Origin of the sequence: Rhizobium sp. WW22 (assembly GCF_047041135.1) — a bacterium.
Taxonomy (GTDB): domain Bacteria; phylum Pseudomonadota; class Alphaproteobacteria; order Rhizobiales; family Rhizobiaceae; genus Rhizobium.
Window position 1 is genome coordinate 3,396,601 of sequence record NZ_CP178198.1, and the last position, 13,509, is coordinate 3,410,109.

Annotated in this window: 12 protein-coding genes and 1 pseudogene; 12 read left to right on the forward strand and 1 reads right to left on the reverse strand. The window is 60.1% G+C overall.

Annotated features, from left to right (window positions below; genetic code table 11):
* The first annotated feature begins 28 nt into the window (after nucleotides 1-28).
* The 5 genes from ACK83U_RS16535 to ACK83U_RS16555 all read left to right on the forward strand — a co-directional run bounded on the left by ACK83U_RS16535 (nucleotide 29) and on the right by ACK83U_RS16555 (nucleotide 5,714).
* Nucleotides 29-1,447 (forward strand): pyridoxal-dependent decarboxylase, encoded by a 1,419-nt coding sequence (locus ACK83U_RS16535; protein WP_112606968.1) that lies wholly within the window; start codon nucleotides 29-31, stop codon nucleotides 1,445-1,447.
* A gap of 132 nt (nucleotides 1,448-1,579) precedes the next feature.
* Nucleotides 1,580-2,422 carry a fumarylacetoacetate hydrolase family protein gene (locus tag ACK83U_RS16540; protein ID WP_112606970.1) on the forward strand — a complete coding sequence of 281 codons (843 nt, stop codon included), beginning with the start codon at nucleotides 1,580-1,582 and terminating at the stop codon, nucleotides 2,420-2,422.
* 297 nt (nucleotides 2,423-2,719) lie between these two features.
* Nucleotides 2,720-3,997 carry a polyhydroxyalkanoate depolymerase gene (locus tag ACK83U_RS16545; RefSeq protein ID WP_112606972.1) on the forward strand — a complete coding sequence of 426 codons (1,278 nt, stop codon included), beginning with the start codon at nucleotides 2,720-2,722 and terminating at the stop codon, nucleotides 3,995-3,997.
* Nucleotides 3,998-4,320: 323 nt separating this feature from the next.
* A complete protein-coding gene (locus ACK83U_RS16550; protein ID WP_112410470.1) occupies nucleotides 4,321-4,761 on the forward strand; it encodes a DUF2852 domain-containing protein in 441 nt (146 codons plus the stop codon).
* 191 nt (nucleotides 4,762-4,952) lie between these two features.
* Entirely contained in the window at nucleotides 4,953-5,714 is a 762-nt protein-coding gene (locus tag ACK83U_RS16555; protein WP_112606974.1) for a SprT family zinc-dependent metalloprotease, read from the forward strand.
* Nucleotides 5,715-5,813: 99 nt separating this feature from the next.
* Here the strand turns inward: ACK83U_RS16555 and ACK83U_RS16560 are convergent, their stop codons facing one another.
* Nucleotides 5,814-6,245, reverse strand: coding sequence for a winged helix-turn-helix transcriptional regulator (locus ACK83U_RS16560; protein ID WP_112606976.1), 432 nt, complete (start codon nucleotides 6,243-6,245; stop codon nucleotides 5,814-5,816).
* An 89-nt stretch (nucleotides 6,246-6,334) separates the two neighbouring features.
* Between ACK83U_RS16560 and ACK83U_RS16565 the strand changes: the two genes are divergently transcribed.
* The 7 genes and pseudogenes from ACK83U_RS16565 to ACK83U_RS16595 all read left to right on the forward strand — a co-directional run bounded on the left by ACK83U_RS16565 (nucleotide 6,335) and on the right by ACK83U_RS16595 (nucleotide 13,474).
* The gene (locus tag ACK83U_RS16565) at nucleotides 6,335-7,150 is read left to right on the forward strand and encodes an oxidoreductase (RefSeq protein WP_112606978.1); all 816 of its coding nucleotides are present in this window, start codon (nucleotides 6,335-6,337) and stop codon (nucleotides 7,148-7,150) included.
* 70 nt (nucleotides 7,151-7,220) lie between these two features.
* A complete protein-coding gene (locus ACK83U_RS16570; RefSeq protein ID WP_112606980.1) occupies nucleotides 7,221-8,222 on the forward strand; it encodes an NADP-dependent oxidoreductase in 1,002 nt (333 codons plus the stop codon).
* 110 nt (nucleotides 8,223-8,332) lie between these two features.
* Nucleotides 8,333-9,007 carry a phosphoribosylanthranilate isomerase gene (locus ACK83U_RS16575; protein WP_112606982.1) on the forward strand — a complete coding sequence of 225 codons (675 nt, stop codon included), beginning with the start codon at nucleotides 8,333-8,335 and terminating at the stop codon, nucleotides 9,005-9,007.
* The gene (trpB, locus tag ACK83U_RS16580) at nucleotides 9,004-10,218 is read left to right on the forward strand and encodes a tryptophan synthase subunit beta (RefSeq protein ID WP_112606984.1); all 1,215 of its coding nucleotides are present in this window, start codon (nucleotides 9,004-9,006) and stop codon (nucleotides 10,216-10,218) included. The genes ACK83U_RS16575 and trpB overlap by 4 nt, the downstream gene beginning before the upstream one ends.
* Before the next feature lie 10 nt (nucleotides 10,219-10,228).
* Nucleotides 10,229-11,067: pseudogene (gene trpA, locus ACK83U_RS16585) on the forward strand (tryptophan synthase subunit alpha).
* Between the two features lie 110 nt (nucleotides 11,068-11,177).
* On the forward strand, nucleotides 11,178-12,089 hold the full coding sequence (gene accD, locus ACK83U_RS16590; RefSeq protein WP_015338192.1) for an acetyl-CoA carboxylase, carboxyltransferase subunit beta: 912 nt from the start codon (nucleotides 11,178-11,180) through the stop codon (nucleotides 12,087-12,089).
* Between the two features lie 32 nt (nucleotides 12,090-12,121).
* Nucleotides 12,122-13,474: a bifunctional folylpolyglutamate synthase/dihydrofolate synthase gene (locus ACK83U_RS16595; RefSeq protein ID WP_412474680.1), complete on the forward strand. Its 1,353-nt coding sequence runs from the start codon at nucleotides 12,122-12,124 to the stop codon at nucleotides 13,472-13,474.
* The last annotated feature ends 35 nt before the right edge of the window (nucleotides 13,475-13,509 follow it).

A 13,509-nucleotide genomic window follows, 5' to 3' on the forward strand; every position in this document is an offset into this window, starting at 1 on the left:
GCCCGTCCGATGGAGCAGGAGGAGCGTCATGGATTGGGAGGAGTTCCGACAGTGGTCGGAGAAAGCAGCCAATTGGGGCGCGGATTATCGTGCGTCGCTTCGCGACAGGCCGGTCCGGGCGAAGATGGCGCCGGGGGAGATTGCGGCTCATATCGCCGATTCTCCACCGGAAACGGGCGAAGCCATGGAGGATATCTTCAAGGATTTTGAGGATATCCTGGTGCCCGGCATGACGCATTGGCAGCATCCGCGCTTTTTCGCCTATTTTCCTGCCAATGCGGCCCCCGTCTCGGTGGTTGCCGAATATCTGGTCAGCGCCATCGCCGCGCAATGTATGCTCTGGCAGACATCGCCTTCCGCGACCGAACTTGAAACGAAGGTCGTTGACTGGCTGCGCCAGGCCCTCGGCCTGCCGGAAAGCTTCACTGGCGTCATTCAGGATTCCGCCTCGACCGCGACCCTTGCGGCTGTGCTGGTCATGCGCGAAAGCGCGCTGGACTGGCAGGGCAACAAAAGCGGGCTTGCGGCCAATAAGGCAGTGCGCATCTATTCGACAGATCAGGTCCATACCTCCATCGACCGGGCCATCTGGATATCAGGTGTCGGCGAGGATAATCTGGTGCGGATTCCCACCGGCGGTCCCAACAAGGCCATGGATCCGAAGGCGCTTGCCGAGGCGATCGAGCGTGATCGCGCGGCCGGGCTACTGCCGGCCGGGGTCATTGCCTGCGTCGGCGGCACCAGCGTCGGTGCCTGCGACGATATCGCCGCCGTCGTTGAGGTCGCCCATGCGCATGGGCTCTATGTCCATGTCGATGCCGCCTGGGCGGGCTCGGCGATGATCTGCCCGGAATTCCGCACTCTGTGGCAAGGCGTCGAACAGGCCGATTCCGTCGTCTTCAACCCGCATAAATGGCTCGGCGCGCAATTTGATTGCTCCGTCCAGTTCGTTCGTGAGCCGGAGACGCTGGTCCGCACGCTGGCGATCCAGCCCGAATATCTGCGCACGCACGGCCACGATGGCATCATTAATTACTCGGAATGGTCCGTGCCGCTCGGCCGCCGCTTCCGTGCGCTGAAACTCTGGTTTTTGTTGCGCTATCACGGCCTGGAAGGATTGCGGACGATGATCCGCAACCATGTATCCTGGTCGCAGAATCTGGCGATGCGCCTAGCCGCAGAGCCGGATTTCGAAGTTGTCACCGAGCCGTTCCTGTCGCTGTTCTCCTTCGATCATAAGGCGCCTGCGGGGGTCGATCAGGAACAGCATACGCAGCGACTGCTCAATGCCATCAACAATGACGGCCGCATCTATCTGACGCAGACCCGCGTCGGCGGCCGGCTGGTCATCCGCTTCCAGGCCGGTCAGTTCGAGGCGACGGCCGAAGACATCAATACGGCCTTTGACGTCATCGTCGAAATCGCCAGGTCATTATCCCCGAACTAGAAAAGCTGTTTTTCCAGCGCGGAGGGCCGAGCCATGCTAGGCTTTCGGAAATCGATTGATGACACTGGTGAATAACTCGTTCATATATGACGTCATCGATCTCGTCTTTGAAAATGCAGGGAAGGAAAATCCATGAAACTGTTGCGTGTTGGCGAAGTCGGCAAGGAAAAGCCGGCGCTTCTGGATAGCGACGGCAAGATCCGCGATCTCTCCGCCCATGTCGCCGATATCGGCGGCGAGGCGATTTCGCCGGCAGGTCTGGCAAAGATTGCGGCCCTCGATCCGAAGAGCCTGCCCGAGTTGCCGGAAGGCCGCCTCGGCGCCTGCGTCGCGGGCACCGGCAAGTTCATCTGCATCGGCCTGAACTTCTCCGACCATGCTGCCGAAACCGGCGCCACCGTACCGCCGGAGCCGATCATCTTCATGAAGGCAAGCTCTGCTATCGTCGGCCCGAACGACACTGTGCTGATCCCGCGCGGTTCTGAAAAGACCGACTGGGAAGTCGAGCTCGGCGTCGTCATCGGCAAGAAGGCGAAATATGTCAGCGAAGCCGATGCGCTTGATTATGTCGCCGGTTACTGCGTTTCCCACGATGTCTCCGAGCGCGCCTTCCAGACCGAGCGTTCGGGACAGTGGACCAAGGGCAAGTCCTGCGACACCTTCGGCCCGATCGGCCCCTGGCTCGTCACCAAGGACGAGATTGCCGATCCGCAGAATCTCGGCATGTGGCTCAAGGTCAACGGCAAGATGATGCAGAATGGCTCGACCAGGACCATGGTCTATGGTGTTGCCTACCTCGTCTCCTATCTCAGCCAGTTCATGTCGCTGCACCCGGGCGATGTCATCTCCACCGGCACGCCTCCCGGCGTCGGCATGGGCATGAAGCCGCCGCAGTATTTGAAGCCGGGCGATGTCGTCGAGCTCGGCATGGAAGGCTTGGGCACGCAGCGCCAGACCTTCCTGGCCGACGCGTAAGGCGTGCAAGGCTCAGGAACTTTAACCTTTCGAGATCATTCTTGATGCCGGGGAAGCGATTCTCCGGCGTTTTTTATAGATAAGAACCAATTGTAGTTATGTTGCCCTGCAGCAAAAACTGCTAGGTTGGATCATAGGAAGGATGAGGATCGCGCCCGAGGAGCCGTCATTATCCGGCTGCACCGCGCGACCGGAGGAGCGCCGCAGTGAAGGCAGCGACACGCAAGACGCGTGCGCTTCAATGATTTAGGTGATTTGCGCGGCCGGATGCCTCGCATCACGAAAGGTAAAGCCCCCATGTTTTATCAGTTTTATGAACTCAATCATGCCGCTCTCGCCCCTTTTCGCGCCGCGGCGGACATGATGCGCCTAGCCTACGCCAATCCCCTTAATCCCCTCTCTCATACCGTATTCGGCCGCACCTTGACGGCGAGCCTCGAGGTTTTCGAGCGCACGACCCGGCGCTATGGCAAGCCGGAATTCGGCCTGCCTGAAACCGAGATTGAGGGCAAACGCGTCTCCGTGCACGAAAAAATCGTCTGGAAGAAGCCCTTCTGCAATCTCATCCATTTCGAGCGCAGCCTGCCCGCCGGCCATGGCGCCGATCCCCGCATTCTGATCGTCGCGCCGATGTCCGGCCACTATGCGACGCTGCTGCGCGGCACCGTGGAAGCCCTGCTGCCGGGTGCTGACGTCTACATCACCGACTGGATCGATGCGCGTATGGTGCCGATGACAGAGGGCACCTTCGATCTGGAGGATTATATCGATTACGTCATCGAGATGTTGCACCACCTCGGCCCGGATACGCATGTCGTCGCTGTCTGCCAGCCCTCGGTGCCGGTTCTGGCCGCAGCAGCCGTTATGGAAGCGGCGGGCGATCGCTTGGCGCCCTCATCCATGACGCTGATGGGTGGCCCGATCGATACCCGCATCAATCCGACTGCCGTCAACCAGCTCGCCAAGGAGAAGCCGCTGGAATGGTTTGCCGACAATGTCGTCATGAACGTGCCCTGGCCGCAGCCGGGTTTCATGCGGCCCGTTTATCCCGGCTTCCTGCAGCTTTCCGGTTTCATGTCGATGAACCTCGATCGGCACATGATCGCTCACAAGGACTTCTTCGTGCACCTCGTCAAGAATGACGGCGAGCCGGCCGAGAAGCACCGCGATTTCTATGACGAATATCTGGCCGTCATGGATCTGACGGCGGAGTTCTATCTGCAGACGGTCGATCAGGTCTTCATCAAACACGCGCTACCCAAGGGCGAGCTCATGCATCGCGGCGAGCGCGTCGATCCCTCCGCCATCAGCAACGTCGCGCTTCTGACCGTCGAAGGTGAAAACGACGATATTTCCGGCGTCGGCCAGACGCATGCGGCACAGACCATCTGTACCAATATCCCCGACCATATGCGCATGCACTATCTGCAGCCGGATGTCGGCCATTACGGCGTCTTCAACGGCTCGCGCTTCCGCCGCGAGATCGCGCCGCGCATCCTCGCCTTCACCCGCGAGCACGCCCGTACCGGTCGGTCGGTCGTCAAGCGCGTCATCAAGGGCGGAAAGTCCGCCTGAAAGTAAATAAAATCAGATAGATGGAGCAGTTCGGAGCATTGTTAAACGGCTGAGTGGTTCCTGCCGTGCAAACTATTAGCTTTTGTTGAATTATCCGGGTTGATTCAAGTACTTGTCCGATTCCGCCTGGCGATCCCATTGAAGCCTCACGAAGAGGTTACCATCTCGATTGCAGCGGTACCGCAGAGATGATCGGGCCGTTTACCGCGCCGCGCGTCCTTGGAACGCGCTGAGATGCAGGTAGAGCTTTAAAAACCGCGCAGAAGCCTGACCGTTGACCGGTATCGGTCGAGGGGCGATGCGCCGTGCGAGGATACCTGACAATGAATCAATCTGCATTGCTTCGCCCGGATTGGACTCCGGCTACTATTGCCCTGATGGTGCTTGGCTTCGTGGTCTTCTGGCCGCTGGGCTTCGCCATGCTCGCCTATATTCTCTTCGGAGAACGTTTGCGGGAATTCAAACGGGATGTGAACGAAAGGACTGACGGCATGTTTGCTGGCTGCGGACGTCATCGCAATCGTCATCGCCACTCTTTCTCCTCGACCGGCAACGTCGCCTTCGACGACTGGCGCCGGGCAGAGCTTGAGCGCCTCGAGCAGGAACGCCGCAAGCTGGATGAGATGCGCGCCGAATTCGACTCCTATGCCCGCGAACTGCGCCGTGCCAAGGACCAGGAAGAGTTCGACCGTTTCATGCGCGAGCGCAACAGCGTCAAGCGCAATGACAATGGCGGCTCGCCGACCGAATTCCAGACGCCGTGACGGAAGTTCCGTCACGAGGTCAAAACCGGCATCATCCGATGCCGGTTTTTCTTTGCCAGAATCCGCAAAGCAAGTCGCGCAAAAGTGCGCAGCGGTTTTGCGATAACGATATGCGAAAATCGAGGACCAAAGCGCAAGGAGCAAATCTGAAAGATTGCGACGCGCTTTGGCGAATCATATAAAACTGCCTCATGTTTCCGCTGCTCTCCAGATCCCGCAAACAGCCGGCCAAGCCGCCCGCGCCGGAAACGCGCACCCTCGAGGTCGCCGGCCGGCTGATGCCGCTGACGATCCGCCAGCACGAGCGCGCGACCCGCATCACGCTCAGGATCGAGCCCGGCGGGCGGTCGCTGAAGATGACCATTCCACGTGGGTTGGCGGCACGCGAGGTCAATGCCTTCCTCGACCGGCATCAGGGTTGGCTACTGACGAAGCTCGCGAAATTCGCGGCCGATGGCAGCCTGCGCAGTGGCAGCGAAATCCTGCTGCGCGGTGTCCGCCATCGAATCGAGCATACCGGAACTCTGCGCGGCCTCACCGAAGCGATCGTGATTGAAGGCGTTCCAGTGCTGCGCGTCAGCGGCCTGCCGGAACATGCCGGCCGCCGCATCGCCACTTTCCTCAAGAAGGAGGCGCGCGCCGATCTGGAAAAGCTTGTCGCTGTCCACGCCAAATCCATCCGCGCCACCGTCACGTCAATCGCTATGAAGGATACTCGCAGCCGCTGGGGTTCCTGTTCCTCGCAAGGGAACCTGAGCTTCTCATGGCGCATCGTCATGGCGCCGCCGCTCGTTATCGATTACCTCGCCGCCCATGAAGTCGCGCATCTCAAGGAAATGAACCACGGCCCGCGCTTCTGGGCGCTCTGCCGTAAGCTTTGCCCCGACATGGACGAGGCCAAGGCCTGGTTGAAGCGCCATGGCAGCCAGCTGCACGCGATCGATTTTGATTGAACATGCTGTTTGGGTCGATCGAAGGCGCTCAAACTCCGCTGTGAGCCGATAGCGGCATGTTACACGAGCAAGACCTCTGCTCCTCGCGCCCGGGACATTTCATTCCGGCACGGCAATGCGGATCCGGCGCGTTCCGATGGGAGCCCCCGTCGCACGGTCGATCGTGACGGCATCGATCTCTGTTCCAGTTTCAGCGTCAAAGAAACGGGTCACGCCGTCGCTTGGGCGATGCTTGCGCCCCCATGCCCCGATCGCAAATAGGACCGGCAGAAAATCCTGACCAGCCGCCGTCAGCACATATTCATCACGCGGAGGCCGCTCGGAGTAGCGGCGTTTCTCCAGCAGGCCATCTTCTGTGAGGGCGGATAGCCGAGCGGTCAGCATCGTCGGCGCAATGCCGAGACTCTTGCGAAACTCGTCAAAGCGGGTGAGCCCTGCATGGGCATCCCGCAAGATTAACATGCTCCACGCATCGCCCACCAATGCGAGGCTGCGGGCGATCAGACATGGCTGGTTCGAAAGATTCTTCATGTCGATATCTTTTTGATAGTGACTTACTACTGATTTGATAGTAACAGAATGTTCATCGATGTTCCACGTGAAAATGAAAGCGAAGACCGATGAGTAAGACAGAACGCGGCGTCGCGCTGGTCACGGGCGCCTCTTCCGGTATAGGGCGAGTGACCGCGCAGGCGCTACGGCGCGAGGGATACAAAGTATTTGGAACCAGCCGGAAACCGTTGGCCGATGCTCCCGACGGCGTTTCGATGCTGGTCTGTGATGTCACGGACGATAAATCCGTGCAGGCGGCAGTCGATGATATAATGGTCCGCGCCGGAAGGATCGATCTGCTCGTCAATAATGCGGGAATTGGATTGCTTGGCGGCGCCGAGGAATCCTCCGTGGCACAGGCGAGGGCGCTTTTCGATGTCAATGTTTTCGGCGTACTGCGCGTGACGAACGCGATCCTGCCTGTAATGAGACGGCAGAGAAAAGGCAGGATCATCAATATCAGCTCCATCCTCGGGCTGATTCCTGCGCCCTACAATGCACTCTATGCATCGACCAAACATGCCCTAGAGGGATATTCCGAATCCCTCGACCATGAAGTCCGTACCCAAGGCATACGCGTCGTCCTCGTCGAACCCGGCGTTACCCGCACTGCCTTCGAAGAGAACATCACGCGGCCGGATCGACCGCTCTCTGCGTACGATAAAGCTCGCGCCGATGCGGAAAAGCTGATGCGTGAGATCGTCGAGAGAGGCGATGCGCCGGAGGTGGTCGCCGACATGGTGGTCAAGGCCGCCAACGCCGCATCACCCAGGAGACGCTATACCGCAGGCAGGATGGCAAAGCAGGTTCGCTTCATACGCCGCTTTTTCCCGGAAGCGTTCGTCGACAAAAACCTGCGCAAGTTCAACGGGCTTCCCGCCTGATAACCTCCATTGCCGATGCTGCATCTTCGATGCCCGGCTATTTGCTACCCTGGAAACGGAAGTCAGTCCCATGAAAGCATTTCTGATCGATCGCTATGCGAAAGGCGGCGCTCTTCGGTCCGGTGAAAGCCCGGTGCCGGAGTTGCGAGAGAACGATGTGATGGTGGAGATACATGCCGCCAGCGTGAATCCTCTCGATGCCAAAATCAGAGATGGTGAGTTCAAGCTCATCCTGCCTTATCGCCTTCCGCTCATCCTCGGCAACGATGTCGCGGGCGTCGTCGTCCGGGTCGGCCCCAGTGTCCGTGGCTTCAAGCCGGGTGACGAAGTTTATGCGCGTCCGGGCCACGATCGCATCGGCACGTTCGCGGAGTTCATCGCGATGAACGAGGCTGACGTGGCGCTCAAGCCGCAGAACCTGACGATGGAAGAGGCGGCGTCGATGCCGCTCGTTGCGTTGACCGCCTGGCAGGCGCTCGTCGAGCAGGCAAAACTGAGGAAGGGGCAAAATGTACTCATTCACGCGGGCTCGGGTGGCGTGGGAACGGTCGCCATCCAGCTCGCCAAATACCTTGGAGCGCATGTTGCGACGACGACGAGCACAGCCAATGTCGATCTCGTCAAAAGCCTCGGAGCCGACGTCGTCGTCGACTACAAAAAAGATGATTTCGAAAAGGTATTGCAGGGCTATGACATCGTGCTGAACAGCCTTGGCAAGGATACGCTGGAGAAATCGCTTCGTGTCCTGAAGCCGGGTGGGAAGCTCATCTCGATTTCCGGTCCGCCGGACGCGGCGTTTGCCAGGCAGAATGGTTCCGGATGGTTGTTTCAGCTGCTCATGGGGCTGTTGAGCTTCGGCATTCGGAGAAAATCAAAACGTCGTGGCGTCAGCTATTCGTTCCTCTTCATGACCGCGAACGGCGGACAGCTCCGCAAGATCACCTCTTTGATAGAGGCAGGAGCCATAAGAACGGTCGTCGATCGGGTCTTCCCGTTCCAGAGCACGAATGAGGCGCTGGCATATGTCGACACCGGTCGCGCCAAAGGCAAGGTCGTAATCGCCGTAAAGTAACCGCAAACTGTTGTTTCAAGAGGTCATCGCGTGGGTCACGGGCCGAAAAACCACCCTTGACCCTCGCCTTTAGGCTCGACTCTTTCGAAATTTCGTGTCACTCCGCTGCCATGAACCCCGATGTCAAAATTTGCGGTCTGAAGACGCCGGAAGCGGTGGATCGTGCTCTCGAGCGCGGCGTCACCCATATCGGCTTCATCTTCTTTGAAAAAAGCCCGCGCTATATCGAGCCCGATCTCGCCGGCCAGCTGGCGGAGCGCGCGCGCGGCAAGGCGAAGGTCGTTGCCGTCACGGTCGATCCCACCAATGACGATCTCGATGAGATCATGGCGCTTGTGAAGCCCGATATGCTGCAGCTCCATGGCAATGAGAGCCCGGAACGCGTACTGACCATCAAGGCGGTCCATAACGTGCCGGTCATGAAGGCCATGTCGGTGCGCGATGCCGACGATCTGAGGCGGGTGGAATCCTATATCGGCATTGCCGACCGCTTCCTCTTCGATGCCAAGCCGCCGGCCGGCTCTGTGCTGCCGGGCGGAAACGGCGTATCCTTCGATTGGAGCCTGATGAGCTGGCTCGACGATCGGGTGGATTACATGCTGTCCGGCGGTGTCAACAAGGACAATGTCGCAGAGGCGCTGGCCTCCACCAAGGCCAGTGGCATCGATCTTTCCTCCGCGCTAGAAAGTGCGCCCGGCGTGAAGGATCTCGGCAAGATCGACCAGTTTTTCGACGCTTTTGCAGAAGCATGCCTGCCGGAACCGGCAGCAGGGAGTAGAAAGTGAACCAGACGCCTAAACCCAATTCCTTCCGCTCCGGCCCCGATGAGGACGGTCGTTTCGGCATTTACGGCGGTCGTTTCGTTGCCGAAACGCTCATGCCGCTGATCCTGGACCTGCAGGAGGAATGGGCGAAGGCGAAGGATGATCCGGCCTTTCAGGCGGAGCTGAAATCTCTCGGCACGCATTATATCGGCCGTCCGAGCCCGCTTTACTTTGCCGAGCGCCTGACGGCTGAGCTTGGTGGCGCGAAGATCTACTTCAAGCGCGAAGAGCTGAACCATACCGGCTCGCACAAGATCAACAACTGCATCGGCCAGATCCTGCTCGCCAAGCGCATGGGCAAGACCCGCATCATCGCCGAAACCGGCGCCGGCCAGCACGGTGTCGCATCCGCGACCGTAGCCGCCCGTTTCGGCCTGCCTTGCGTCGTCTACATGGGCGCGACCGATGTCGAACGCCAGGCGCCGAACGTCTTCCGCATGAAGCTACTAGGCGCCGAGGTCATCCCAGTGACAGCCGGCAGCGGCACGCTCAAGGACGCCATGAACGAAGCTCTTCGTGATTGGGTCACCAATGTCGAAGACACCTATTACCTGATCGGCACGGCCGCCGGCCCGCATCCCTATCCGGAAATGGTCCGCGATTTCCAGGCCGTGATCGGCACCGAAGCCCGCGCGCAGATTCTGGAGGCCGAAGGCCGCTTGCCGGATCTCGTCATTGCGGCCGTCGGTGGCGGCTCGAATGCCATCGGCATCTTCCATCCCTTCCTCGATGACGAGGGTGTCAAGATCGTCGGCGTCGAAGCCGGCGGCAAGGGTCTGCAGGGTGACGAGCATTGTGCCTCGATCACCGCGGGTTCGCCCGGCGTGCTGCACGGCAATCGCACCTACCTGCTGCAGGACGGCGATGGCCAGATCAAGGAAGGTCATTCCATCTCGGCCGGCCTCGACTATCCCGGCATCGGCCCGGAGCATTCCTGGCTGAACGATATCGGCCGCGCCGAATATGTGCCGATCATGGACCACGAGGCGCTCGAAGCCTTCCAGACGCTGACGCGCCTTGAGGGCATCATCCCGGCGCTGGAGCCGAGCCATGCGCTCGCCGAAGTCATCAAGCGTGCCCCGAAGATGGGCAAGGACGAGATCATCCTGATGAACCTCTCCGGCCGCGGTGACAAGGATATCTTTACCGTCGGCAAGATTCTGGGAATGTGAGTTAGACGCCATGACCGCACGTATGGACAAACGCTTCGCCGCTTTGAAGGCTGAAGGCCGCCCGGCACTCGTCACCTATTTCATGGGCGGCGATCCCGATTACGAGACCTCGCTCGGCTCATGAAGGCGCTGCCGGAAGCCGGCGCCGACGTCATCGAGCTCGGCATGCCCTTTTCCGATCCCATGGCCGACGGCCCGGCGATACAGCTTGCCGGCCAGCGCGCCCTGAAGGCCGGCCAGACGCTGAAGAAGACGCTGCAGCTCGCTGCGGACTTCCGTAAAGTCGATGCCGATACGCCGATCGTCATGATGGGCTATTACAATCCGATTTATATCTACGGCGTCGAAAAGTTCCTCGACGATGCTCTGGCCGCCGGCATCGACGGCCTGATCGTCGTCGATCTGCCGCCGGAAATGGACGACGAGCTTTGCATCCCGGCGATCCGCAAGGGCATCAACTTCATTCGCCTGGCAACGCCGACCACCGATGACAAGCGCCTGCCGACGGTTCTGAAGAACACGACCGGCTTCGTCTACTACGTCTCGATGAACGGCATCACCGGTTCGGCATTGCCCGATCCGTCGCTGGTCTCGGGTGCCGTCGAGCGCATCAAGCAGCACACCGAGCTGCCGGTCTGCGTCGGCTTTGGCGTCAAGACGGCCGAACATGCCAAGCTGATCGGCGCCTCCGCCGATGGCGTCGTTGTAGGCACCGCGATCGTCAACCAGATCGCCACCAGCCTGACCAAGGACGGCAAGGCAACAGCAGACACCATCCAGGCTGTTGCCACCCTGGTGCGCGGCCTGTCGACAGGAACGCGTTCCGCCCGCCTTGTTGCCGCCGAATAGTGTTCCCATATAGGCCTCCCATCAATCCCCTACGGATTGATGGAAAAAGCCCTATGGGCATTTGGTGACGACTAGGATATCGATTAATTCGGTCGATTAGGAGTTTCGAATTGAACTGGATCACGAACTACGTCCGCCCGCGGATCAATTCCATGCTGGGCCGTCGCGAGGTTCCGGAGAATCTCTGGATCAAGTGCCCGGAAACGGGAGAGATGGTCTTCCACAAGGATCTGGAAGACAACAAGTGGGTCATCCCCGCATCCGGCTTCCATATGAAGATGCCGGCCAAGGCTCGCCTTGCTGATCTCTTCGACAACGGCGAATACGAAGCCCTGCCGCAGCCGAAGGTCGCGCAGGATCCGCTGAAGTTCCGGGATTCGAAGAAATATACCGACCGCCTGAAGGACAGCCGCTTGAAGACCGAGCAGGAGGATACGATCCTCTCCGGCGTCGGCAAAGTTCGCGGCCTGAAGCTCGTCGCCATCGTTCATGAGTTCAACTTCATCGGCGGCTCGCTCGGCATGGCGGCCGGCGAAGCTATCGTGAAGGCTTTCGAGCGTGCGATCGCCGAAAAATGCCCTGTCGTGATGTTCCCGGCTTCGGGCGGCGCCCGCATGCAGGAAGGCATTCTGTCGCTGATGCAGCTGCCGCGCACGACGGTTGCCGTTGACATGCTGAAGGAAGCAGGCCAGCCCTACGTCGTGGTTCTGACCAATCCGACGACCGGCGGCGTCACGGCCTCCTACGCGATGCTGGGCGACATTCATCTCGCCGAACCCGGCGCCGAAATCGGCTTTGCCGGCAAACGCGTGATCGAGCAGACGCTGCGCGAAAAGCTTCCCGAAGGCTTCCAGACTTCGGAATACCTGCTGGAGCACGGCATGGTGGATATGGTGGTCAAGCGTCACGACATTCCTGACACCCTGGCGACGCTTCTGAAGATCCTGACCAAGGCGCCGGCAAACGACGTATCGGTCAAGAACAAGAATGGCGCAGCACTAGCGATAGCAGCGAGCGCCTGACATCATCGATTGCCGACGGGCGGAGGTGCGGGATGACGTCTATGGATCAGTCCGCAATGAGCGAGGCAGCACGCGAGATCGAGAAGCTCATGGGGTTGCACCCCAAGGGCTTCGATCTTTCTCTCGAGAGAATAACCCGGCTGCTCGACGCCCTCGGCAACCCTCATCAGAAATTGCCGCCGGTGATCCATGTCGCCGGCACCAACGGCAAGGGCTCCGTCACGGCCTTCTGCCGCGCGCTGCTCGAAGCCGGCGGCTATAGCGTGCACGTCCACACCTCGCCGCATCTCGTCAATTGGCATGAACGCTATCGCATCGGCGTCAAGGGCGGCCGCGGCAAGCTCGTCGACGATGCCGTGTTTGCCGATGCGCTGAAACGCATCGCCAAGGCCAATGGTGGGCAAAAAATCACCGTCTTCGAAATCCTGACGGCAGCGACCTTTCTCCTCTTTGCCGAACATCCGGCAGATGTTGCCGTCATCGAGGTTGGTCTTGGCGGCCGTTTCGACGCCACGAATGTTATTTCCGATCCTGCCGTGTCGGTCATCATGCCGATTTCGCTCGATCACCAGCCCTACCTCGGCGACCGCGTCGAACTGATCGCTGCCGAAAAGGCCGGCATCATGAAGCCGGGCCACCCTGTCGTCATCGGCCATCAGGACTATGATGCAGCACTCGACGTGCTGATCTCAACGGCCGAGCGGCTTCGTTGTCCGACCGCCGTTTTCGGTCAGGATTTTTCCGCCCATGAGGAATACGGCAAGCTGGTCTACCAGGACGAGTTCGGCCTTGCCGACCTGCCGCTGCCGCGCCTGCCGGGCCGTCACCAACACGGCAATGCCGCCGCCGCCATCCGCGCCGTCAAGGCCGCTGGCTTCGTCGTGACCGAAGCGATGATGGAAAAGGCGATGACCTCGGTCGAATGGCCGGGCCGCCTGCAGCGACTGACGGAAGGTGAGCTGGTTGCGCATGTCCCGGAGCGCTCCGAGATCTGGGTCGATGGCGGCCACAATCCCGGCGCCGGCGAAGTCATCGCCGAGGCCATGGCGAATTTCGAGGAGCGCCAGCCGCGGCCTCTGTTTCTGATCATCGGCATGATCAATACCAAGGATCCGATCGGCTATTTCAAAGCCTTTGTCGGCCTGGCCGAAAAGGTTTATTGCGTGCCGATCCGAGGCAGCGAAGCCATGATCGATCCAGTTATCCTGGCGAATGCAGCCTATGATGCCGGCCTTATCGCCGAACCCATGTCCAGCGTCGTTGAGGCGCTGGATGCGATCAAGGGTGCGGCCGTGCCAAATTCGCCTCCCCCACGCATCCTGATCGGCGGTTCGCTCTACCTGGTCGGCGATGTCCTTGCCGACAACGGCACGCCGCCGCGGTGATTCTGGTCGGGTGGTCAACCACCCGCTCTCGTGCT

What these genes read in the sequence shown, in the direction of transcription:
- ACK83U_RS16535 (WP_112606968.1), top strand. Translation starts at nt 29, where the DNA reads ATGGATTGGGAGGAGTTCCGACAGTGGTCGGAGAAAGCAGCCAATTGG.
- ACK83U_RS16540 (WP_112606970.1), top strand. Translation starts at nt 1,580, where the DNA reads ATGAAACTGTTGCGTGTTGGCGAAGTCGGCAAGGAAAAGCCGGCGCTT.
- ACK83U_RS16545 (WP_112606972.1), top strand. Translation starts at nt 2,720, where the DNA reads ATGTTTTATCAGTTTTATGAACTCAATCATGCCGCTCTCGCCCCTTTT.
- ACK83U_RS16550 (WP_112410470.1), top strand. Translation starts at nt 4,321, where the DNA reads ATGAATCAATCTGCATTGCTTCGCCCGGATTGGACTCCGGCTACTATT.
- ACK83U_RS16555 (WP_112606974.1), top strand. Translation starts at nt 4,953, where the DNA reads ATGTTTCCGCTGCTCTCCAGATCCCGCAAACAGCCGGCCAAGCCGCCC.
- ACK83U_RS16560 (WP_112606976.1), bottom strand. Translation starts at nt 6,245, where the DNA reads ATGAAGAATCTTTCGAACCAGCCATGTCTGATCGCCCGCAGCCTCGCA.
- ACK83U_RS16565 (WP_112606978.1), top strand. Translation starts at nt 6,335, where the DNA reads ATGAGTAAGACAGAACGCGGCGTCGCGCTGGTCACGGGCGCCTCTTCC.
- ACK83U_RS16570 (WP_112606980.1), top strand. Translation starts at nt 7,221, where the DNA reads ATGAAAGCATTTCTGATCGATCGCTATGCGAAAGGCGGCGCTCTTCGG.
- ACK83U_RS16575 (WP_112606982.1), top strand. Translation starts at nt 8,333, where the DNA reads ATGAACCCCGATGTCAAAATTTGCGGTCTGAAGACGCCGGAAGCGGTG.
- ACK83U_RS16595 (WP_412474680.1), top strand. Translation starts at nt 12,122, where the DNA reads ATGACGTCTATGGATCAGTCCGCAATGAGCGAGGCAGCACGCGAGATC.